The organism is Erwinia sp. 2186 (genome assembly GCF_057812255.1).
In genome coordinates this window covers 73,098-95,522 of sequence record NZ_JBSZSZ010000002.1, presented here as the reverse complement: position 1 = coordinate 95,522, position 22,425 = coordinate 73,098, and the positions used below count along the sequence as shown (strand labels likewise).

General features: G+C 49.2%; 18 protein-coding genes and 2 pseudogenes. 10 read left to right on the top strand and 10 right to left on the bottom strand.

Translation table 11 applies throughout. From position 1 onward, the window contains the following. Positions 1 to 504: 504 nt before the first annotated feature. The 5 genes and pseudogenes from ACXKZG_RS24030 to ACXKZG_RS24010 all read left to right on the top strand — a co-directional run bounded on the left by ACXKZG_RS24030 (position 505) and on the right by ACXKZG_RS24010 (position 4,670). Positions 505 to 828: a TrfB-related DNA-binding protein gene (locus ACXKZG_RS24030; protein ID WP_110412208.1), complete on the top strand. Its 324-nt coding sequence runs from the start codon at positions 505 to 507 to the stop codon at positions 826 to 828. 14 nt (positions 829 to 842) lie between these two features. Continuing rightward, positions 843 to 1,220 (top strand): S24/S26 family peptidase, encoded by a 378-nt coding sequence (locus ACXKZG_RS24025; protein WP_133846937.1) that lies wholly within the window; start codon positions 843 to 845, stop codon positions 1,218 to 1,220. Between the two features lie 58 nt (positions 1,221 to 1,278). Further along, positions 1,279 to 1,506 (top strand): annotated as a pseudogene (locus tag ACXKZG_RS24020) (Y-family DNA polymerase); the annotation flags it as partial. A 73-nt stretch (positions 1,507 to 1,579) separates the two neighbouring features. Beyond that, a pseudogene (locus ACXKZG_RS24015) lies at positions 1,580 to 2,565 on the top strand (tyrosine-type recombinase/integrase). Next, positions 2,565 to 4,670 (top strand): tyrosine-type recombinase/integrase, encoded by a 2,106-nt coding sequence (locus ACXKZG_RS24010; RefSeq protein WP_039389833.1) that lies wholly within the window; start codon positions 2,565 to 2,567, stop codon positions 4,668 to 4,670. The pseudogene ACXKZG_RS24015 and the gene ACXKZG_RS24010 overlap by 1 nt, the downstream one beginning before the upstream one ends. A gap of 159 nt (positions 4,671 to 4,829) precedes the next feature. Here ACXKZG_RS24010 and copM read toward each other — a convergent pair whose 3' ends face one another. From copM to ACXKZG_RS23975, 7 genes are all read right to left on the bottom strand, one after another. Then, positions 4,830 to 5,180: a CopM family metallochaperone gene (gene copM, locus ACXKZG_RS24005; protein WP_039389835.1), complete on the bottom strand. Its 351-nt coding sequence runs from the start codon at positions 5,178 to 5,180 to the stop codon at positions 4,830 to 4,832. 128 nt (positions 5,181 to 5,308) lie between these two features. Next, positions 5,309 to 6,718 (bottom strand): heavy metal sensor histidine kinase, encoded by a 1,410-nt coding sequence (locus ACXKZG_RS24000; protein ID WP_039389837.1) that lies wholly within the window; start codon positions 6,716 to 6,718, stop codon positions 5,309 to 5,311. After that, entirely contained in the window at positions 6,715 to 7,395 is a 681-nt protein-coding gene (locus tag ACXKZG_RS23995; protein WP_039389839.1) for a heavy metal response regulator transcription factor, read from the bottom strand. Before ACXKZG_RS23995 ends, ACXKZG_RS24000 begins: the two co-directional genes overlap by 4 nt. Before the next feature lie 31 nt (positions 7,396 to 7,426). Next, the gene (gene copD, locus ACXKZG_RS23990; protein ID WP_061716749.1) at positions 7,427 to 8,359 is read right to left on the bottom strand and encodes a copper homeostasis membrane protein CopD; all 933 of its coding nucleotides are present in this window, start codon (positions 8,357 to 8,359) and stop codon (positions 7,427 to 7,429) included. A gap of 4 nt (positions 8,360 to 8,363) precedes the next feature. After that, complete coding sequence (copC, locus tag ACXKZG_RS23985) at positions 8,364 to 8,744, bottom strand: copper homeostasis periplasmic binding protein CopC (protein WP_039389843.1); 381 nt, start codon at positions 8,742 to 8,744, stop codon at positions 8,364 to 8,366. Positions 8,745 to 8,775: 31 nt separating this feature from the next. Continuing rightward, positions 8,776 to 9,705, bottom strand: a complete 930-nt coding sequence (locus tag ACXKZG_RS23980) for a copper resistance protein B (RefSeq protein WP_488876437.1) — start codon at positions 9,703 to 9,705, stop codon at positions 8,776 to 8,778. 34 nt (positions 9,706 to 9,739) lie between these two features. Further along, a complete protein-coding gene (locus tag ACXKZG_RS23975) occupies positions 9,740 to 11,581 on the bottom strand; it encodes a copper resistance system multicopper oxidase (RefSeq protein ID WP_192073427.1) in 1,842 nt (613 codons plus the stop codon). A 297-nt stretch (positions 11,582 to 11,878) separates the two neighbouring features. On the opposite strand from ACXKZG_RS23975, the gene ACXKZG_RS23970 reads away from it, so the two are divergent. Next, a complete protein-coding gene (locus ACXKZG_RS23970) occupies positions 11,879 to 12,109 on the top strand; it encodes a hypothetical protein (protein WP_133846930.1) in 231 nt (76 codons plus the stop codon). Between the two features lie 849 nt (positions 12,110 to 12,958). On the opposite strand, the gene ACXKZG_RS23965 is transcribed toward ACXKZG_RS23970, so the two are convergent. The 3 genes from ACXKZG_RS23965 to ACXKZG_RS23955 form a co-directional block, all read right to left on the bottom strand. Then, positions 12,959 to 13,381 carry a copper-binding protein gene (locus tag ACXKZG_RS23965; RefSeq protein WP_192073428.1) on the bottom strand — a complete coding sequence of 141 codons (423 nt, stop codon included), beginning with the start codon at positions 13,379 to 13,381 and terminating at the stop codon, positions 12,959 to 12,961. 267 nt (positions 13,382 to 13,648) lie between these two features. Next, positions 13,649 to 15,103 carry a Cu(+)/Ag(+) sensor histidine kinase gene (locus ACXKZG_RS23960; protein WP_192073429.1) on the bottom strand — a complete coding sequence of 485 codons (1,455 nt, stop codon included), beginning with the start codon at positions 15,101 to 15,103 and terminating at the stop codon, positions 13,649 to 13,651. After that, a complete protein-coding gene (locus tag ACXKZG_RS23955; RefSeq protein ID WP_133846927.1) occupies positions 15,093 to 15,776 on the bottom strand; it encodes a copper/silver response regulator transcription factor in 684 nt (227 codons plus the stop codon). Before ACXKZG_RS23955 ends, ACXKZG_RS23960 begins: the two co-directional genes overlap by 11 nt. Positions 15,777 to 15,970: 194 nt before the next feature. Here ACXKZG_RS23955 and silC point away from each other — a divergent pair, with 194 nt between their 5' ends. The 4 genes from silC (at position 15,971) to silA (ending at position 22,302) form a co-directional block, all read left to right on the top strand. Continuing rightward, positions 15,971 to 17,356 carry a Cu(+)/Ag(+) efflux RND transporter outer membrane channel SilC gene (gene silC / locus ACXKZG_RS23950; protein WP_192073430.1) on the top strand — a complete coding sequence of 462 codons (1,386 nt, stop codon included), beginning with the start codon at positions 15,971 to 15,973 and terminating at the stop codon, positions 17,354 to 17,356. Between the two features lie 29 nt (positions 17,357 to 17,385). Continuing rightward, positions 17,386 to 17,739 (top strand): cation efflux system protein CusF, encoded by a 354-nt coding sequence (gene cusF, locus ACXKZG_RS23945; protein WP_192073431.1) that lies wholly within the window; start codon positions 17,386 to 17,388, stop codon positions 17,737 to 17,739. A gap of 113 nt (positions 17,740 to 17,852) precedes the next feature. Further along, positions 17,853 to 19,145: an efflux RND transporter periplasmic adaptor subunit gene (locus tag ACXKZG_RS23940; protein ID WP_192073432.1), complete on the top strand. Its 1,293-nt coding sequence runs from the start codon at positions 17,853 to 17,855 to the stop codon at positions 19,143 to 19,145. A gap of 10 nt (positions 19,146 to 19,155) precedes the next feature. After that, complete coding sequence (gene silA, locus ACXKZG_RS23935) at positions 19,156 to 22,302, top strand: Cu(+)/Ag(+) efflux RND transporter permease subunit SilA (protein ID WP_192073441.1); 3,147 nt, start codon at positions 19,156 to 19,158, stop codon at positions 22,300 to 22,302. Positions 22,303 to 22,425: the final 123 nt, after the last annotated feature.

The window sequence follows — 22,425 nt, the reverse complement described above, 5'->3', positions numbered from 1 at the left end:
AGCAATAATCTTTTATGGGTTAATTTATGTGCCCCACAATATCATTCAGTACACACAAGTCAACTAATTATTAATTTGTGTGTGATGTAGGGCTAATTCCCATAGCATGTAGGGCTGATTCCCATAAGAAGAAGGGCTGATTCCCATATTAAGTAGGGCTGATTCCCACAATATGTAGGGCTAATTCCCAGAAACAAGGCAATTTTCCTCAATAAAATCATTAATTTAAGCCACTCTAAAAAGCTTTAAAAAGATATAAAATACTAATTAAAAAGCTATTAAAAGTAGTGCTGTGGATAAGTGGATAAGTTAACCTCGGCATAGAAACCGGCTTCACTACGTTCACCCGGTCAACCCCTCTGCAGCGCAAAAACAAGTTTTGCACTGCCTCGCGGTTTTGATTCAAAACGAACGAATCTTCACAAGTACAGTGACTTTATACTTCTATTGACTATGACAAGCGCTACACTTAACCTTCTACAAAATGATGATTTTAGGTGACATATGGCGCAGAAAAAACAAATGACACAGCAGGAATGGGATCGATTAGTTCCAGCTATGGCAACTTATGCGCACATAACAACTGAGATCGGTTATGCAGTTTTAGTTGATGGCGAAAGGCAGACAGATGTAGCCGTTCGCGTTGGTCGGACAAAGCAAAACGTAGCGAATGCAGTAAAACGCATATGGGAACTGTACCAACAGGTGACAACTGATGATGGAGAAAACCTTGAATTAGTCAGTGTTTGGTTGCCAAAACCAGAAGCGGATAAAGTAAGAATGATCGCGGCTAAATTTTCGATCAACGGTGATAAAGTTAAATCGTAGAAGATGGAGCACAAATGGCGTTTCAATCCCCTGCAGCTAACTTCACAGAACAGCGTCTTGATTTTACTAACCTGGTAAACCTCTCCTCACATTCCTCATACGTCTTCAAAAGCGCAAGCGATTACCCTGATATTGGTATACTGAAAGGGTCATTGCTGGCAGTAGATCGAGCAATCCCCTTTAAACATGATCAAATCGTCATTGCTAACGTTGGTGATGATCTTGTACTTCGCCGCTTACTACTCACTCCGATAGCAGCTCTCCAAGAACTGGATGGTCCTAAAACAATCACACCAATGCCGTCCAACCAAGATGTACCAGTCTGGGGTGTAATCGCATACGTCCTGACTGATATGGCTGGCTCAGGCTTTAATTTCAACGAAGAAGCCTAACTAATCCCCCGCAGAACAAATACTGTATACATAAACAGTATTTTGATGAGCTATCCCTATGTTTGCGCTTGCTGACGCTAATAATTTTTATGCCTCTTGCGAAAGGATCTTCCGCCCTGACTTGAAGGGGAAGCCAATTTGCGTTGTGTCTAACAACGACGGATGCGTGATAGCACGCTCAGCTGAAGCCAAAAAGTTGGGAATCCCTATGGGTGCCCCACTTTTTAAAAATGAGCGTTTTTTCCGCGAAAATGGCGTGATTGTTTTCTCAAGTAACTATGCCTTATAGTAAGTTAAGTGGAATGCAACATTGACTGGGTAAACTTTGAATAGCAATGCTGCTGTCAGAGGTAAACACAATGATGATTCCACCAAATCAGGACGTTCTGGTACTGGCGGAGCGCTGGCTGAAACTGCTGTCCGACCTGGGCAGGGCTCAGGCCACACTCTCCGCCTACCGCAGTGCCCTCAGCCATTATTTTGCGTTCTGCAGCCAGAACAGCATTGAACCTGAAAAGGCCCGGTTTGAAGACCTGGCCGCCTACATCAGCCCTCAGCTACCCGGCATGCCTTTTCCCGCGGCCAGCGCCACGCTCCAGCTGCGCCTTTCTGCGATCCGTCTCTGGTATGACTTTCTGGTTTATCAGGATATCTGCAGTCTCAACCCGTTACCCCGTTCGGGTTTGCCGGGGAGCGCTTATACGGGACGCGGTCTGGTTCCCCGTATCACACGTCTGCCCGTTATTCCTGATGATGAGCAATGGCTAAGATTCCTGATGCATGTCTCTGCCGCCTCCCTGCGTGACAGACTGATGCTAGCCCTGGCGTATTACGGTGCGCTTCGTCGCGCAGAAGTAGCCTCCCTCATGCTTGAAGATATTGATCCTGCTCATCGTCTGATTCGTGTTCGCGCCGAAACGACGAAAAACAGGCGGGAAAGGATAGTCTGCTACAGTTCCGCCGTAACACCGGTGCTGACAAATCATTTCCGGCAGTTACGGCTCGCGGGTTACCGAGAAGGTGCATTGTTTCGCTCGGCTTCTGATCGTAACCACGGTGCCCCCCTGTCTTTCTGGAACTGGAGTAAAACTGTCCGGAAATGGGCACTTGATGCCGGCCTTCCACAAATCACCACACATACCTTCCGCCATCTTCGTCTGACGCACCTGCACGCTTTGGATGGAAACTCCATGAACTAGCCGCATACGCAGGACACCGCGATCCGCGTACTACCCAGATTTACATCCATCTTTCAGGTTCTGATTTGGCTGGTCGGATGGCCGCTGCAGTAGCTGAAATTGATCGAAAAGTTGCCGGCCTTATTTTTCAGACGGAGACTCGCTGATGAAAGAAGAAATAATCATGTGTACTTATAGCCCCTTTGAACGTACAGATTATCAGCTGAATGATGTGCTCACTGCTGAAGAACGGGCAGCGCTAAGTACAGGCCATCGCAGATCAGCCGCTCTCGAACAGCCGGATTCTTTGTCATTGTTACTGATGCCTTTGCAGGATATTGCCACTCGCAGTGGAACCAGTGACAGGCTGATCAGAATCATAATTCTTTCCGTTCTGGCAGAAACACACCGGACAGGGAAACCCTGCTGGCAGTGGCCGCAGGAAAAATGGATTTATCTGTTACAGCAGCATGAATCAGGCAGGCCGCTGCTTGCCGCTTTTGCCTTTCATCTTGGCCCATTTTCTTCTCCGTTCAGTTTGCCGCATCAGGGCGCGCCGTCGCTGTATGCCCGAGCCATTTTTGGACAGAACATTTTCAGTCAGGAGCTCAGCCGTCTGACTGAAGTTCTGGTTTCGCTTGGGTATAAAAGTCAGAACCAGAAAAATGCTCTGTCAGCCATACTCGGCGTACTGATGCTGATGAATAAAAATCCTCAACTTGAAAGCTTTACGATCGATCTGCTGTGGCGGGCGCAGAATTATCACGACCGGGGAATAGCAAAAACAGCTGGCAGGGTTTCACACGCACTTGCCGCAATGGGCATCATAAAAAATTCTGTGCGTATGCGGAATTATAAAGAATGGCATGAAAAACCCACGCAAGGTATCGCGGCAGACTGGGTCAGGTGGTGCCGGAAATGGAGGCATACGTCAGTGCTTCGCCCCCGATCGCGGGAGAACCAGTACAGTTTTATTCTCCGCTGTGGGCTGTGGCTTGCCCGTGAATATCCGGATATTCACGAACCGGCCGACTGGACAATGGAAACCTGTGCCAGCTTTATTGCGGCAGTTGGACGAATGAAGGTGGGCGAGCTGTCACTGGGCACCGAAGGAGGTGCCCGGCAATCTGCCCGGATAGGTGAGCCCTTGCTGCCGAATTCCCGTAGTGGATTTGTTTATGCGGTTCGCCGTTTCATGATCGATTATGAAAACTGGGGCTGGGGGCGACTGAAATTCAGTCCGGCACGACATCTCTCTACGCCTGGCACTCCACTGTTCCGTCAGAGTGTAAATCCCCGCGTCATTGATGATCCGGTCTGGCTGAAGCTGATCTGGGCAAGCCTCAATCTGCGCCATGAAGATCTCCTGAGTGACATTCACTATCCTCTGTCCATGTTGCAGGCGATGGCCGTTATCTGGACACATGCCGGGCTGCGCCAGAACGAGTTAATGCGTCTTACTGCTGGCTGCATCACTCTGCAGGCGGATGATATCAGGCGGGAGGATGGCAACATCATTCCGGCAGGAACGCTTTGCTACCTCAGCGTACCGGCAGGAAAAACGTCTAAAACCTTTGTAAAACCTATCTCTGCCGTCGTGAAAAAGTACGTTGATATCTGGCTCAGCGAACGTCCACAGGAACAGGCAGCTCTTACGGATGAGCGTACCGGTGAAAAAGTCCGCTTCCTGTTTCAGTTTCGGGGCAAACCTGTCGGCAGGGATGTCATAAACCGGACTGTCATCCCGGTTCTCTGTGCCAGAGCGGGTGTGCCTGCGCAAGACAGCCGGGGGCCAATTACCAGCCATCGGGGGCGCGCTTCAGCAGTTACAGCCCTGGCCAGTGTTCCACAGGGCATGACTTTGTATGAGCTGATGCAGTGGTCAGGTCATTCTACGCCTCAGTCCACCATGCATTATATTCGTATACGTCCTACCCAGCTGGCTGCGTCTTTTGTGAAGGCGGACCGGGTGGCGCATATGATGAGCGTGCTAATCGATCATGATCCGGAGGCTGTCAGCCTGACCGGACCGGCAACCTATTACGATTTAGGGGATTCTTTCTGTACGAACCCATTCTGGAGCAGCTGCCCTCACCGTATGGCCTGTATCGGGTGCGATTTTAACCTACCTAAAGAAAGCGCCAGAGGCCTGCTGCTGGAAAGTAAGGCTTCAGTGAAGCGTTATCTGGAGGAAGTTCCGCTGACAGCTGACGAGCAAGAAATTGTCGTTAACGATATGGAAAAACTGGATTATGCATTGAAAAAACAGTAAGGCACCCTGTTTCGCCCCGGATAAGCATTTTGCCTGAAAAATGAATGCTGGACCCGGGGCGAAGGTTCAGACAGGTTATATTACTTTCTCATTAAAGATTCCCAGAGGTCCTCCGCCAGAAACCTGCTTTACGTTAACAGACCCCAAAGCGGAAGATGATTATTTTTTCAGCCACGTTTCCATATGCTCAATTTCACCTTTTTGCGCTTTGATAATGTCCTCTGCCATCTTCTTCATTTCCGGATCTTTCCCGTATTTCAGTTCCGTTTCGGCCATGGCAATAGCCCCTTTGTGGTGCTCAATCATGCCCCTGGCAAACGCTCTGTCAGCATCCTGTTCCTTCATGGCATTCATCATGCCGCTGTGCATCTTTTGCATGCCAGACATGTACTCTTTTGAAGCCGGGGACATATTCATATCCTGGGACATCTTTGAGTCCGGCTGCTGGGCTATAACGGCAGCCGGCAGGGCAAAAATCAGTGAAGCAAAAACAAATTGCGTTTTTTTCATAACGTCACTCCTTCATGTATTGGATTCAGACTTCAGATTTTCCCGATATCCTTTAATGTGCCGGGAAACCTATTACTGATACTAAGGCAGTACAAGGCCATGAAAATTGCCGACCTGCCGGTAAAACGTTAAAACACCTCCCGGGGAGCCGGCATCATGGCCGTGAACGTAATTACATTATCGTTCATGGAAACCTGCAGATCGCCCTCATGAGCCAGTAAAACAGAACGGGTGATGGACAGCCCCAGCCCGGCACCGTCCGTATTATGCTGACGGGAAGCGTCGCCCCGGTAAAAGCGGTCAAAAAGCCGGTTCAGACTATCCCGGTTGATATTTTCTGTGGGGTTAGAGATATGTATAAAAACCCTGCCGGCGTGGTGTTCAGCCAGCACATTAATAGCTGATCCCGGTAATGAATATTTTATGGCGTTAGTTATCAGATTACTCATTGCACGACGCAGCATCAGGCGATCGCCTCTGACAACTGCCTCCCCCTGCAGAGAAAGCGTTTTGCCGCTGTCACCGGCAAGCGGTTCAAAAAAATCGAGGAGCTCTTCCAGCTCTGCGTTTAACGAAACGTCCTGTTTCTCCAGAGGCATCAGCCCGTTTTCAGATTTAGCCAGGAAAAGCATATCACTGCTCATTCTGGCGAGCCGGCTCAGCTCTTCCAGATTTGAAAAAAGTACCTCACGGTAACTTTCGGCATCACGTTCACGGGACAGCGCAACCTGAGTCTGCATCATCAGATTACTGACAGGGGTACGCAGTTCATGCGCGATATCCGAAGAGAACTCAGACAGACGACAGAATGAATCTTCCAGCCGTTCAAGCATGCTGTTAAATTCAGCTACTGTTACCTTTAGTTCGGCTGGCAGATTATGGCCAGGGAGACGTTTGCTCAGGCTGTTAATCGTAATTGCTGAGGCAAGCCGGTTTATTTCATTCAGAGGCCTGAGTCCCATCCGGGTGACGAGCCATCCCAGAAAAACGGAGATAAATATCAGGGCGACATTAAACCAGACCAGCCATTTTTTAAGCTGACCGATAAACTCATCATGAAGGCTGGTATCATAGGCGGCCGTAATCAGTACATCGTTTAGTTTTCCTGCGCTCTTCGCATTAATTTTTCTGACCATAACGTTATAACGCCAGCTATCTTCCTCTACCGTCTGCATAATACCCGGACGGGTAGCTTCGCCGCTAAAGCGCTCATAAGGCACCAAAAAACCGGGTGATGAATAGTCGGCCAGCATCTGGTTATCAGTTGTTTTAACGGAAAGATAAAGTCCGCTGTGACCAACCATGGCATCCGAAAGCTTTCGTGCAAGCGATGCGCTGTCGAGCTTTCCGGCGTGCACCTCGCCCTCAAGAAGCTCTGTGGCAAGTTCAAGCTTTCCGGTCAGCAATGTGGCATCCTGATGACGAAAATAACTGCTGAGGGCGGCTACAAGCAGCACACTCGAAAGAAGCCAGACGGACATCATCACGCCGGCAAAGATTATGCTCAGTCGTGATGTCAGGGACCAGTTACGCTTCACTCTTCCCGTATCTCCAGCACATATCCGATACCCCGTACCGTGTGAATAAGCTTTGGTGTAAAGTCATCATCCACCTTACTGCGAAGTCGTCTGACGGCCACATCAATCACATTGGTATCGCTTTCAAAATTGATATTCCAGACCAGAGATGAAAGCAGGCTCCTTGGCAGCACCTCTCCGGTCCGCTGTAACAGTAGCTCAAGCAGCACAAATTCTTTAGCAGACAAATGTATCTTTTTGCCGGAACGGCTCACACTCCGGCGGGTGACATCCATAACCAAATCAGCAATGCGGTGCGTACCGGACGTTTGCGTACGGTTGCGTCTGAGCAGGGTGCGGATACGCGCCAGGAGCTCGGCAAAATCAAAGGGTTTGAGCAGATAGTCATCCGCGCCAAGATCGAGACCTTTAATCTTTTCACTGACGTTATCCCGGGCAGTCAGAAACAGCACGGGCTCTTCGTGCCGGGCCATACGCATCTGCTGAAGAATATCCCAGCCGTCCATTGAAGGCAGCATTACATCCAGAATAATGAGATCATAATGCTGTCGCAGGATATGCTCCAGTCCCTGACGCCCGTCGTTTACAAGGGTTACATCATATCCCGCTTCCAGAAGCCCCTGTTTCAGGTAGGTACCGGTTTTCAGTTCATCCTCAACGATCAGCATAGTGGTCATGGGCAGCTTTCCTGCAGGCTACGGTTAGTCGTTATTCCATACCGGTACCCGGCGATAGCGTGCCCAGCCAGGCGACGGTTGCCAGTATCAGTACCGAAACAGTAAATTCCGTGATAATGCTTTTACGCATCAGGTAAATACCCATCTTATATTGGCCCTGAAGCAGGGCCGTTTCCAGTCGCGGTGTAAGCCGGAAGCGATTGGCGGCGGCCAGCAGCAGCATCAGAAAAAACAGAACAGTTTTTACCAGCAGCAGCAGACCATAGTCACTGCCCGGCAGGGTACTCAGAGGCTTTTCAACGATAAATACGAAGTTAACCACGGCGGTGATGACAATGCTCAGCACAATGATCGTGCCGGCACGGGCAAAACCCGACAACGCTGCGGCCAGCTGGCTGGCATAGACAGCCTTTTCAGCCTTTTTGATGCATAAGAGCAGAGTAAAAGCCGCCAGTGCACCGATCCAGGCCCCGGCCGCTGTCAGATGAATGATATCGCTCAGAAGATGAAGATAGTAGCTGATGCCGTCATTCATTGCCGCATGCCCGCCCCATGCCAGTGTAGCAAGTGCTATACCGCCGGACAGGGTAAGCACATAACGTGACAGCCCGACATGCCTGAGCCGCAGGCCAAGCCCGATAAACGCCATGACCAGTGCAGCGAAGCGGATAACCCAGCTCATGCCCACTGCAGTTTCCCCGACAACCATCTCCATAATATGGAGAGTCAGTTCGCCGGGATCACTGACGCCACTCATGGCCTGAGCGACAAGCAGCATATTTGCAAGGGACAAAACCATGCCAGCAGAGATGAGCGTAAAAAAGAACGACCAGACGCTGAACAACGATACCGATTTCTTCAATACTCCCTTTACCCCATAAATTTCGAATAAAGGCAGGCCAAAAAGAAGCATAAGATCAAGGTAAAGAAAAAAACGGATGATAATAAAAGTCTGATCGTTCATGGTATTACTTCACGCTGAAACTGTAGTTGCCGGTCCGGGGGTGAGTATCAGAAGATACCGCCCGCCATTCCACTTTATAGGTTCCTGCAGGCAGAGTTTTTGCCGGTGTGATAATCATCGTTTTCGGATCGCTGCCCGCTGAGACTTTAGCCGCAACCGGCATTGGCGCATGAGAAGACATGCCCGGCATGGCGGTCATTACAAGACGGGCACCGGAAAATTTCGTTACCAGATTTTCGGTGAAATGCAGTTCCAGTTTAGACGGTGCCGTTATCTGAGACTTATCAGCAGGGACAGCAGACGCCAGTTCCGGATGAGCCTGTGCAGCAAAAGCCGCGCCAGAAGCAATTAAAGCGAAGAAATATTTGGCAGATGAATGTTTCATAATAATACCTGTTTTGTTTGAATTAACTGCATCAGAACCACATGCGAGCCCCGAGGAGGAAGCGCACTTCATTATCTTTTTCACCTTCACGGGCAGCCATATCAGCAGTATTGCCATAGAGCTGGCTCCACGAAACCCCCACGTAAGGTGCAAATTCTCTTTTCACTTCATAGCGAAGGCGAAGAGCAAGTTCGGTACTGGAAAGGCCTTTACCGGTTTCCCGTGCTTCATCATCTTTCCCGTAAATATTTGCCTCAAAGGAAGGCTGCAGGATCAGGCGATTGGTCAGCAGCACATCGTATTCGGCTTCCAGCCTGAGCGCTGTCCGTCCCTTCTCGCCGGCAAACGCAGTCAGCTCGCTTTCAAAGTTGTACAACGCCATGCCCTGAAAACCAGCAGCCAGCCAGGTTTGCGGTTTTCCGGGCCTGAAATCCTGCCGGGCACCGGCAACCACGTCCCACCAGGGTGTCAGAGCATGTCCCCATAAAGCCTGAACTTCTGCGGATTCGGCTTTACCTCGGGTGGTTTCACCTTCGCTACGTAACCAGAGTCGATTGATATCCCCGCCAGCCCAGCCGCTTACATCCCAGCTGAAGCCACCCGGTTCACTGTTTTTTTGCCATTCCAGCTGATCGGCAAGCACAAAGTAATTTATGCTGTTGTCATGAACTTTATGCCCATGTACGTCCGGGAATGCTGCCTTACGGTCCGCCTCTGTAACCGGCGGAATGGGTGTACGGCTTTCTGCTGGCGCCGCGGGCTGCATGGATTCCATACCCTCCATACCGGATGTCCCAGGCGTCATTCCCTGCATAGCAGACTGGTCCATGCCTGACATATCATGCTGTTGTAAATTGTCAGATGGTCCCGTAGGTGCTGCAAACGCGGGCATCACTATCGCTCCGGCAAACGCAGTGCAGGCCAGCAAACCTGCAGCGGAACGTGAAAAATACTTTGTCATATCATTCCATCCTGAAACTGACATTATCGCTACCTCACTCTGTAACCCGGACTTCACGAAACATGCCGGTTTCCATATGGAAAAGAAGATGACAGTGATAAGCCCACCGCCCGAGTGCATCGGCAGTCACCCGATAGCTTCGGCGGGTACCCGGAGGCATATCGATAGTGTGTTTGCGTACCAGGAAATTACCGTCCTCATCCTCCAGATCGCTCCACATACCATGCAGGTGAATGGGGTGCGTCATCATCGTGTCGTTAACCAGCACCACACGCACGCGTTCGCCATATCGCAGCGTAACCGGTTCTGAATCGGAGAATTTAATACCGTTGAATGACCAGGCGAATTTTTCCATATGTCCGGTGAGATGTAGCTCGATGGTACGCGACGGCTCACGCCCGTCCGGATCTTCGAATGTGCTTTTCAGATCGGCATAAGTAAGGACTTTTCTGCCGTTATTACGCAAACCAATGCCCGGGTCACTTAATTTAGGCGCCGGCATCATGGCCTGCATATCAACCAGTGGATTGTCTGTTTCAGATGCAGGATGTTTCTGCATGTCCCCCATGCCACTCATGCTGCCGTGATCCATCCCGGCCATGGCGCTATGGTCCATATCCGGCATACTTTCTGCTGCTCCGGATACAGCTGAGCCATCCATAGCCTGCATAGCATTACCATCCATACCTGTCATGGTGTCGTTATTCATGCTCTGCATCTGGCTGTGATCCATACCTCCCATGCTGCCGTGATCCATCCCGCCCATCCCCATATCGTCCATAGTCAGCCAGGGGCGTGGATCGGGAGCCGGTACCGGAGCATAAAGCCCTTCACGGACAGCCAGCGTGCCGCGAGCGTAGCCGCTTCTGTCCATAGACTGCGCGAAAATAGTGTAGGCATCTTCAGCCGGCTCAACGATTACATCGTAAGTTTCGGCCACAGCGATGCGGAACTCGTCAACAGCAACAGGCGTGACATACTGGCCATCAGCCGCCACGACCGTCATTTTCAGACCCGGAATGCGCACATCAAAGTAGGTCATGGCGGAACCGTTAATGAAACGCAGGCGTACCTTCTCGCCTTTACGGAACAGCCCTGTCCAGTTTTTTCCTGGGCCCTGCCCGTTCATGAGATAGGTATATGTGGCACCACTGACGTCAGCCAGATCCGTCGGATTCATCTTCATTTCTGCCCACATTTTCCGATCGGACAACGTACTGCCGAGACCTTTTTCCCTGGCGTCACGGAAAAAGTCAGAAACGGTAGGTTTCGCAAAGTTGTAATAATCGGACTGCTTTTTCAGTTTGGCGAGAATGTCTGATGCTTTTTCATCAGACCAGTCGGTAAGCATGACTATGTGTTCGCTGTCCCAGACAAACGGTTCTGGTTCAGCTGCATCAATAATAATCGGGCCATAAACACCTTCCTGCTCCTGCAGGCCGGAATGGCTGTGATACCAGTATGTACCGTTCTGCTTTAGCTTAAAGGAGTAAACATAGGTATCGTCCGGCTCAATACCATGAAAACTCAGTCCCGGTACGCCATCCATATTCGCCGGCAGAAGAATGCCATGCCAGTGAATTGATGTCGGTTCAGAAAGGCGATTTTTGACTCTTAATGTAACGGTATCGCCTTCTTTCCAGCGCAACAGAGGACCTGGCAGGCCAGCATTAATGGTTTTTGCATACCGGGTTTTACCGGTGATATTAAGCGGCGTCTCGCCAATAAACAGATCAAAGTCTGTGCCGGTAAGTGTGCGGGACGGCATCAGGCTTACCGCCGAGAATGCATCGAATGTTCGCAGGCCCAGTCCGCCCACAATGCCAGCGGCAGTGATCCCTTTAATGAAATTACGTCGTGAACTTTTAAGCTGCATGACTGAACTCCGGCAATTTCCTGTTATCCCGGGAGAATGGCTCTCTCCGCATCGGAAGCACAAGCCGTGCTTACCGTTCAGGATGTAAATTTTTTTGTTACCGGAAAGCTACCACAGCTACAGACTTTGTGTGATTACAATTGTGTAATGTTGGAACGCACTGTTTATAAATTACATTTCTGTCATTTTTCGCCGTAACGTTTTTTCTTCTGTACGATGAACATCACTGAGGCCACAGGTAAACCCGGCCGGTAATTGTTTATTCTTATTTTACATTCAACGTTAAGGACTGCCACCATGAAAAAAGTAATGCTTATCCCTCTTGTGATCCTGATTTCCGCTTCGTCCGCATGGGCACAGCAGCATCCTGAAACAGCATCAGATAACACTGATAACCGTGTTTCTGTCTCTTCGATGAATGAGCATGAACGAGCCATTCTTGCGCATGAGAGCATGGATAATGCAAACTCAGCTGCACATCAGAGCATTATCGATCTGCACCGTAAAATGATGCTGGAAGAGAAATAACGGATAGTATGTGGACAGAAAATTCGCCCGGAGTTTTCTGTTCTCCTTTGCCACTGCATCCGGGATGTATTGTGTATTACCCTCATCATTAATGTATTTCCGGTAAATCTTCTTTCAGGCTGATTTCAGCCGGCCCGCTGACTGTGGCGGGCTACTTTTTTATATTTTAAACATTCTGTTTACTGCAGACCCCGGTTTACTCAACGTGCAGTAAGGTGTAACTGTATTTACCTTTTTTACCCGGTTCAGGTCTTATCTGCCAGCTGACTGCCCTGAACCTGCACTGCAATCTGCGATTTATCTTCCGGTTATGCCTGAAAGGCCTCATGCTGAAACGATAAAAGCATCGAAATGAATATACAGCCGCTTACAGAATGCCATCAGAACCAATAAAATTTGAAGGTCAGTTTTTTACGTTTCATGACGCATACACCGCTCTTATGCATAATGACAAATTCTAACCGTCAAGAAAAGCGTGCTCTTGCTTCGCCCGTAAATATTTAAAATAATTAACAGAGAAATTGATTAATGTGCTTTTATAGCACTCAAAAAATAAGCAGCATTAAGCAAGTAATTTATAGAGAAATAGCACATTTCGTCATATGAAAATACTAAGCTGGTTGAAATAGCTTCAACAAAATTCCTCAGCATTAGTTCAAAGCGATAAAGCCTCCAGTTGCAGCAGGAAACAAAAAAATAAATATCATAAAAATGCCGGGTGTTTATAAGCGTTGCAAAAAAGCCCCAGGCAGGGGCTGATTTGAATAAATGGTTCGTATCTGTAAGGTAAGGATTTCTGCATCTGAATAAAACATTAAGGACTGATATAGCAACCCGCTTCCGTCAGTTTTACTTCATGCCGCGATGTATTGCAGCCATTGACTGGTGTGCTTCTGACTGGCCGTTACTCATATTTTCGTGGACAACGGCGGCCCTTTCATGTTCATCCATTTCTGCAAAAGATGGCGCGGTACTTGATTTCATGCCGGCCATCTCATCTGACATCTTCTGATGGTTCTTCGCCATTTTCTGATGAGCATCAGAAGCACTATTTTTCATGGAATTATGAACGATAAGGGCCTGTTCATGCTGATCCATACTCTTCATTTGTGATACTTCTCCCCTGACAAATTCAGGAACGGATGAAGACGGTTGTTGGTGCGCTGCCGCCTGGGCATTATTAACATGCTCATGAATGTTAATGTTTCCATCGGCCCAGGCTGAAGGAATTAAGCTAAGTCCGACAAAGGAAGCGAAGATTAAACTTTTCATAATAAGGTCCCCATTGATAATGAAATAAATAACGGACTGTCAACGATGTCATCAACTAAAGAACTCACAAGCCAGACTGATTTCATTTTAAAAAAGATAATATACGTAACTCAGCGCCTGTATTCCGCTGATATTGATCCATAAAGACTGTTCCGCCTGCTTAGTGAGGACGATTCTACCTGCTTAATTCTGTTGAAGGCATGACAGCTTAATGACATCTCTGTAATATATTTATTATTCGTCGAAAAACTGGAGACATTCGGGACACTATGCAGCCATTCTGGGTAATAGCAAAATGAATCGTGTCGAAACTGTATCTGATTCGACCCACAGTTTCCCGTGATGAGCGTTTACGATTGACTTTACAATCGCCAGACCAATCCCACTGCCTTCTCCCTTTCTTTGCCGCGATGGATCGACGCGATAAAACCGATCAAACAAACGTGGCAGGTGTTCTGCAGGTATCGGTTTCCCTGGATTTTCAACTATAAGCTGAACGCTATTCTCATTCCCCGCAATGGTTACAGTCACTGTCTTCCCTGACTGCGTATAACGCAGAGCGTTAGAAAGAAGATTATTTAATGCCCTTCGGTACATAAGTGGGTCTCCTTTAATTAGGCAGCACGACCCGTTTAACTGCAGAGAAACATTGAGTTCTTCTGCCCAGGCTTCGAAAAAATCAAACACCTTGACCACTTCTGTGCGGAGATCAAACATTATCCGTTCGGGGATCAATTGATTATTATCAGCCTGTGCCAGAAAAAGCATATCGCTGACCATTTTTGTCATTCTGTTATACTCTTCCAGGCTGGAATACAACACATCCTCCAGCTCTTTCTGCGTTCTGTGCTGACTTAGCGCGATTTCAGTCTGTGTAACCAGATTGGTTATGGGCGTTCTGATTTCATGGGCGATATCAGCAGAGAAATTTGCCTGTCGCGTAAATACATCCTCAATCTTTTCAATCATATGGTTAAACGATATCACCAGTTGCTCCAGCTCGATGGGAACTTTGGACGGTTCCAGTCTCACATCCAGGTTCTCCGAGGTAATATTTTTAATGGCCTTGCTGACGTTGCGGAGAGGAAGATGTCCCTGCCGAACCGCTATGCGGATAATGAAAATAATCAACAGACTGATTACGAAGGCAATGGCAATTAAATTCTTTTTTAGTGCTTCCAGGTAATGAAGATGAAAGTCAATCGAGAGCCCAATTATCATCTGATACGTCTGTGGTTTTCCGTTAAGCGTTGCTTTGCCTGAAGATGCAACGATTCTGTAAGTCTGCATTTTCATGTCAGAGCCGTTGCGCATAAGTAAAGCTGGCTCTTTCACTGTCCAGAGGAATATTTCTCTGGCCCGACTATGCGCGGTAAAGTTTGATGCATTGACCGCAGAGCGTAACGTCGCCCCTTGTGGTGAGCTGAACAACACGTCACCCCCATCAGTCAAAATAAGAACAGCGACGTTGCGGTAATCTGAGATGGATTCTTTGATTTTACTTATTTTTTTTTGGTCCGGAGCTACAGGTGTCTGCAGTATTCTGTTCATCGTGATACTGATTTGTTTCAGATCCCGGACATCCTGCTCTGCAAAGTGTTTTTCAACGGAATGCAGCATAAACCAGGTAAAAGCAAAAAACGCAATTATGGTGGACAGGCTGATAAAGAAGGTCAGTCTCAGTGCGAGAGAGTAAGGGCGCCCTGAGAAATTAAAACGCATCCGGAACCTCCAGGATATATCCCACGCCGCGGACCGTCTGGATCAGCTTAGGCTCATAATCGTTGTCTACCTTTGCCCTGAGGCGTTTTACTGCCACATCTATAGCATTAGTATCGCTGTCAAAGTTCATATCCCAGACCTGCGATGCAATCAGCGAACGGGGCAGCACCTCTCCCTGATGACGAATGAAGAATTCCAGCAGGGAGAACTCCTTACTCGTCAGCAAAATACGTTTCCCTGCGCGGCTAACCTTCCTTGAAACGAGGTCTACCATCAGATCAGCCACCTTAAACTGGCTTTCCGTGATGACTGTGTTACCCCGTCGTAAAAGTGTCCTGACCCGGGCAAGAAGCTCAGCAAACGCAAATGGTTTAATCAGGTAATCGTCCGCGCCCAGCTCAAGTCCTTTAACCCGGTGCTCAATGGTGCCGAGAGCCGTAAGCAGCAAAACAGGCATACCTTTACCTGCGGCACGAAGCATACGAATAATATCCCAGCCGTTTACATCCGGGAGCATGATATCCAGAATCAGTAAATCATATTCGGCTGTTATGGCGAGATGATATCCGGTCAGACCATTATCAGCGTGATCAACTACAAATCCCGCCTCAGTAAGCCCTTTACTGAGGTACTCTCCAGTTTTTACTTCATCTTCAACGATCAGTATTTTCATCTTGCTCCCCTGGCTGACTACTCATGCCATTCATTCTATTTAGCCTAAGCATGTAATCAACGACTTACGTTAAAAATGACAGCATTGTCATTATCCAGTCACCTGGCAAACAGAGAGCATTCTGTAAAATCCCCCTATCAATACTCTGGACTTCATTTGAACCATTTACCAGGCCTGCCTGGAAGAGAAGCGTTATGTTCAAATTAAAACTATTAAGCATCAGCATGATTTTTATACTGACAGGCTGCGTTTCACTGGCACCTGAGTATCAGCGGCCGGCAGCGCCAGTACCACAGCAGTTTTCTCTGTCACGCAACAGCCTGACGCCAGCGGTAAATGGCTATCAGGATACGGGCTGGCGTAATTTTTTTGTCGATCCCCAGGTTACCCGGCTGATCGGTGAAGCCCTGACAAACAACCGTGATTTGAGAATGGCCGCCCTGAAGGTTGAAGAGGCCCGGGCCCAGTTCAACGTCACGGATGCAGATCGTTATCCCCAGTTGAATGCCTCATCCGCGATCACCTACCGCAGTAGTCTGAAAGGTGACAAGCCGACCGCACAGGAGTACGACGCGGGTCTGGAGCTCAGCTATGAGTTCGATTTTTTCGGCAAGCTTAAGAACATGAGTGAAGCTGACCGCCAGAACTTTTTTGCCAGCGAAGAAGCCCGTCGTGCCGTACACATCCTGCTGATATCGAACGTTTCACAGAGCTATTTCAGCCAGCAACTGGCGTCCGAACAACTCCGTATTGCGCGGGAAACGCTGAAAAATTATCAACAGTCTTATGCTTTCGTTGAGCAACAGCTGGTGACCGGGAGTACGAACGTTCTGGCGCTTGAACAGGCCAGGGGACAAATCGAAAGTACCCGCGCTGAGATAGCCAAACGAGAAGGCGATCTGGCGCAGGCAAACAATGCCCTGCAACTGCTGCTGGGAACCTACCACGCACTTCCGTCAGAAAAAACGATGAAAGGTGGTGAGATCGCACCAGTAAAACTGCCACCAAACCTGTCGTCACAAATTTTGCTGCAGCGCCCGGATATCATGGAAGCTGAATACCAGCTCAAAGCGGCTGATGCCAATATTGGCGCAGCGCGAGCGGCCTTTTTCCCATCCATTACCCTGACCAGTAGTCTTTCCGCAAGCAGTACAGAGCTGTCCAGCCTCTTTACGTCAGGAAGCGGAATGTGGAATTTTATTCCCAAAATTGAAATTCCTGTTTTTAATGCCGGCAGGAACAAAGCCAATCTGAAACTGGCTGAAATTCGCCAGCAACAGTCGGTGGTTAACTACGAACAAAAAATTCAGTCCGCCTTTAAGGATGTATCCGATACGCTTGCGCTGCGGGACAGCCTTAGCCAGCAACTTGAGGCACAGCAGCATTATCTCGATTCACTGCAGATAACCCTCCAGCGTGCCAGAGGATTATATTCAAGTGGTGCTGTCAGCTACATTGAAGTGCTGGATGCAGAACGCTCCCTGTTCACGACACAGCAAACCATTCTCGATCTTACATATTCCCGACAGGTTAACGAAATCAATCTGTTCACCGCACTGGGTGGCGGCTGGATTGAGTAAATTCATTTTATTAATCAGGAAATAAAAAAATGCGTAATTCATTTAAAGCCGTTTTATTTGGCGCCTTCTCTGTCATGTTTTCTGCCAGTCTTCATGCTGAAACACATCACCATGGTGATATGAATGCTGCCAGTGATGCTTCGACACAGCAAATTATTTATGGCAACGGTGTCGTTAAAGACATTGATATAAAAAGTAAAAAAATCACCATTTCGCACGGAGCTATCCCTGCGGTGGGCTGGCCTGCAATGACCATGCGCTTCACCTTTGTGAATGCAGACGACACCATTAATGCCCTGAAAACCGGTAACCACGTAGATTTCTCGTTTATTCAGCAGGGCAATATCGCCTTACTCAAAAGCATTAACGTTATCCAATCCTGACTGACAGCCCGGAGCGAATATATCCAGTGGGCCTGAACACTTATAAAGATATTTCTGTGAATTAATGATCAGACGCATATGCCAGGTGTTTTGATTTTTCAGCGAGAAATTGTATGGCCTCTTTAAAGATAAAATATGCTGCAATAATTATCAGCAGCCTGATAGCAGGAGGGCTGATATCCGTTACTGCCTTGCAGTATGTAAACCCGGAACAAAAAACAGTACAAACGGAACAAAAGGCACCGGAGCGAAAGATACTTTTCTGGTATGACCCGATGAAACCGGATACGAAATTTGATAAACCCGGAAAATCACCCTTTATGGACATGGACCTGGTGCCAAAATATGCAGATGAAAGCGGCGAGAAAATAAGCGATGGGATCCGTATTGATCCAACGCTGGTTCAGAACCTGGGATTAAAAACGCAAAAAGTCACACGCGGAATGCTGAATTATTCTCAGACAATACCGGCCAATGTTAGTTACAACGAGTATCAGTTTGTCATTGTGCAGGCTCGCTCTGACGGTTTCGTCGAAAAAGTGTATCCCCTGACGATTGGCGATCATGTGAAGGAAGGTACACCGCTTATCGATATTACCATTCCGGAATGGGTGGAAGCACAAAGTGAGTTTCTCCTGTTATCTGGCACCGGAGGGACGCCAACGCAAATTAAAGGTGTGCTTGAACGACTTCGTCTGGCCGGAATGCCGGAAAAGGATATCCAGAAACTGCGGTCAACCCGGAGTATTCAGACCCGGTTTACCATTAAGGCACCGATAGATGGTGTCATTACGGCGTTTGACCTGCGCACTGGTATGAATATCTCAAAAGATAAAGTAGTGGCACAGATTCAGGGGATGGATCCGGTCTGGATCAGTGCGGCAGTACCCGAATCCATCGCCTATCTCCTGAAAGACACCTCTCAATTTGAAATTTCAGTACCGGCCTATCCGGATAAATCGTTCCATGTAGAAAAATGGAACATTCTTCCCAGCGTCGATCAAACCACCCGGACTCTGCAGGTACGTCTGCAGGTATCAAACAAGGACGAACGCCTTAAACCGGGCATGAATGCCTATCTGAAACTGAATACCCGGAGCCAGGAAATGTTGCTGATCCCATCGCAGGCCGTTATTGACACCGGTAAAGAACAGCGCGTGATCACTGTCGATGCAGAAGGTCGGTTTGTGCCAAAAAGGGTCCACGTTCTCCACGAATCTCAGCAACAGTCCGGTATCGGCACCGGCCTCAATGAAGGCGATATGGTGGTAGTCAGCGGCATGTTCCTGATTGACTCCGAAGCCAACATTACGGGCGCACTGGAACGTATGCGTCATCCGGAAACAACGGACGGCACAATGCCGCCAATGTCCGCTCCGTCTGCAAATACACATTCCGGTCATTGAGGAGACGATGATGATTGAATGGATTATACGGCGATCGGTTGCCAACCGTTTCCTCGTTATGATGGCCGCTCTGTTTCTTAGTGTCTGGGGCACCTGGACTATCATCAACACCCCTGTGGATGCGCTACCCGATCTGTCCGATGTACAGGTAATTATCAAGACCAGCTATCCTGGTCAGGCTCCGCAGATTGTTGAAAACCAGGTTACATATCCGCTCACGACCACCATGCTGTCGGTACCCGGAGCCAAGACCGTGCGCGGTTTTTCCCAGTTCGGCGATTCCTATGTGTATGTCATTTTTGAGGACGGGACCGATCTGTACTGGGCCCGCTCACGTGTGCTGGAATACCTTAATCAGGTTCAGGGGAAACTGCCTGCCGGTGTAAGCTCGGAAATAGGGCCTGATGCCACAGGTGTGGGCTGGATATTTGAATATGCTCTGGTTGATCACAGCGGAAAACATGACCTTTCCGAACTGCGCTCCCTGCAGGACTGGTTCCTGAAATTTGAACTGAAAACTATCCCTAATGTCGCGGAAGTTGCATCAGTAGGCGGCGTGGTCAAGCAGTACCAAATTCAGGTTAACCCGGAGAAACAGACCCAGTACGGCATCAGCCTGCCTGAAATAAAACAGGCCCTTGAGTCATCTAACCAGGAAGCCGGTGGCTCATCCGTTGAAATCGCCGAAGCGGAGTACATGGTCCGGGCCAGCGGTTACCTCCAGTCCATAGACGATTTCAATAACATCGTCCTGAAAACCGGAGAAAACGGTGTACCGATTTATCTGCGGGACGTGGCCCGCGTGCAGACCGGGCCTGAAATGCGGCGTGGTATAGCAGAGCTTAACGGTCAGGGAGAAGTCGCCGGCGGCGTCGTGATCCTGCGGTCGGGTAAAAATGCGCGCGACGTTATCACTGCAGTGAAAGATAAACTGGAGACCCTGAAGGCAAGTTTGCCTGAGGGCGTTGATATTGTGACTACCTACGATCGCAGCCAGTTAATTGACCGGGCCATTGACAACCTCAGCTACAAACTCCTGGAAGAGTTTATCGTGGTGGCCATCGTCTGCGCCCTGTTTCTGTGGCATGTTCGTTCTGCCCTGGTGGCGATTATTTCTCTGCCCCTTGGTCTGTGTATCGCCTTTATTGTCATGCATGTCCAGGGGCTGAACGCCAATATAATGTCGCTGGGAGGGATCGCCATTGCGGTAGGGGCGATGGTGGATGCCGCCATCGTGATGATTGAAAATGCGCATAAACGGCTGGAAGAGTGGGATCATCAGCATCCGGATGAGCAGATTGACAACGCAACCCGCTGGAAGGTTATCACCGATGCCTCCGTTGAAGTGGGACCTGCGCTGTTTATCAGTCTGCTGATCATTACCCTGTCCTTTATTCCTATTTTTACCCTGGAAGGACAGGAAGGTCGTCTGTTTGGTCCACTGGCCTTTACGAAAACCTACTCCATGGCGGGCGCGGCCGCGCTGGCCATCATCGTCATCCCGATTCTGATGGGATTCTGGATCCGGGGGAAGATTCCTGCCGAGACCAGCAATCCTCTGAACCGGCTGCTGATCAAAGCGTATCATCCTTTGCTGCTGCGGGTACTTCACTGGCCAAAAACAACCCTGCTGGTTGCGACCTTATCCATCTTCACGGTTATCTGGCCCCTGAGTCAGGTGGGCGGCGAGTTTCTGCCGAAGATAAACGAGGGCGACCTGTTGTATATGCCCTCAACATTGCCGGGCGTATCGCCGGCAGAGGCCGCTGCGATCTTACAGACCACGGATAAGCTCATCAAAACCGTACCTGAAGTAGCTTCTGTTTTTGGCAAGACCGGGAAGGCCGAGACCGCGACGGATTCCGCGCCGCTCGAAATGATGGAAACCACGATCCAGCTCAAACCAGAGGATCAGTGGCGGCCCGGCATGACGATTGACAAGATTATTGACGAACTCGATAAAACGGTCCGTTTACCCGGACTGGCTAACCTCTGGGTGCCCCCCATCCGTAACCGTATTGATATGCTCTCAACCGGGATCAAAAGTCCGATAGGTATCAAGGTGTCAGGTACTGTTCTGTCCGATATCGATGCAACGGCGCAGAGCATTGAGGCGGTAGCCAAAACCGTGCCGGGCGTGGTATCTGCTCTGGCTGAGCGACTGGAGGGTGGGCGCTACATTGACATCGATATTAACCGTGAAAAAGCCTCCCGCTACGGGATGACGGTGGGTGATGTCCAGCTGTTCGTCTCCTCAGCTATCGGCGGCGCGACGGTTGGGGAAACGGTTGAGGGCGTGGCCCGGTATCCGATTAATATCCGCTACCCGCAGGATTACCGGAACAGTCCGCAGGCGCTGAAACAGATGCCGATCCTGACACCGATGAAGCAGCAAATCACGCTGGGGGATGTGACTGACGTTAAGGTCGTTTCCGGACCAACCATGCTGAAAACGGAAAATGCCCGACCTGCCAGCTGGATTTATATTGATGCGCGCGGCAGGGATATGGTTTCGGTGGTAAACGATATTAAGACGGCCATCAGCCAGAAAGTGAAACTTAGACCGGGTACCAGTGTGTCATTCTCCGGTCAATTTGAGTTACTTGAGCACGCCAACAAGAAACTGAAACTGATGGTACCGATGACGGTGATGATCATTTTCATTCTGTTATACCTCGCCTTCCGCCGGGCTGATGAAGCCCTGCTGATCCTGATGAGTCTTCCGTTTGCCCTGGTCGGAGGAATATGGTTCCTCTACTGGCAGGACTTCCACATGTCTGTGGCGACCGGAACCGGATTTATCGCCCTGGCTGGGGTGGCGGCAGAATTTGGAGTGGTCATGCTGATGTATCTGCGTCATGCCATTGAAGCACACCCGGAATTGTCCCACCGCGAGACATTCACATCTGAAAGTCTTGATGAAGCCCTCTACCATGGTGCAGTTCTGCGTGTCCGGCCAAAAGCCATGACCGTGGCAGTGATCATTGCGGGTCTGCTACCCATTCTCTGGGGAACGGGAGCAGGCTCAGAAGTCATGAGTCGGATTGCAGCACCCATGATTGGGGGGATGATCACAGCTCCGCTTCTATCACTGTTCATTATTCCTGCTGCCTACAAATTAATCTGGCTGCGTAGGCATAAAGCAAGGATATTATGATATCAAAAGGCCCTCTGTCAGAGAGGGCCTTTATATCAGGATAGGTATCAAAACTGCACTATGGCCATTATGAAAAGAGCGGTGTCAGTGATGCTGTCCCTCTCTTTTTCAGAGCCGACCTTG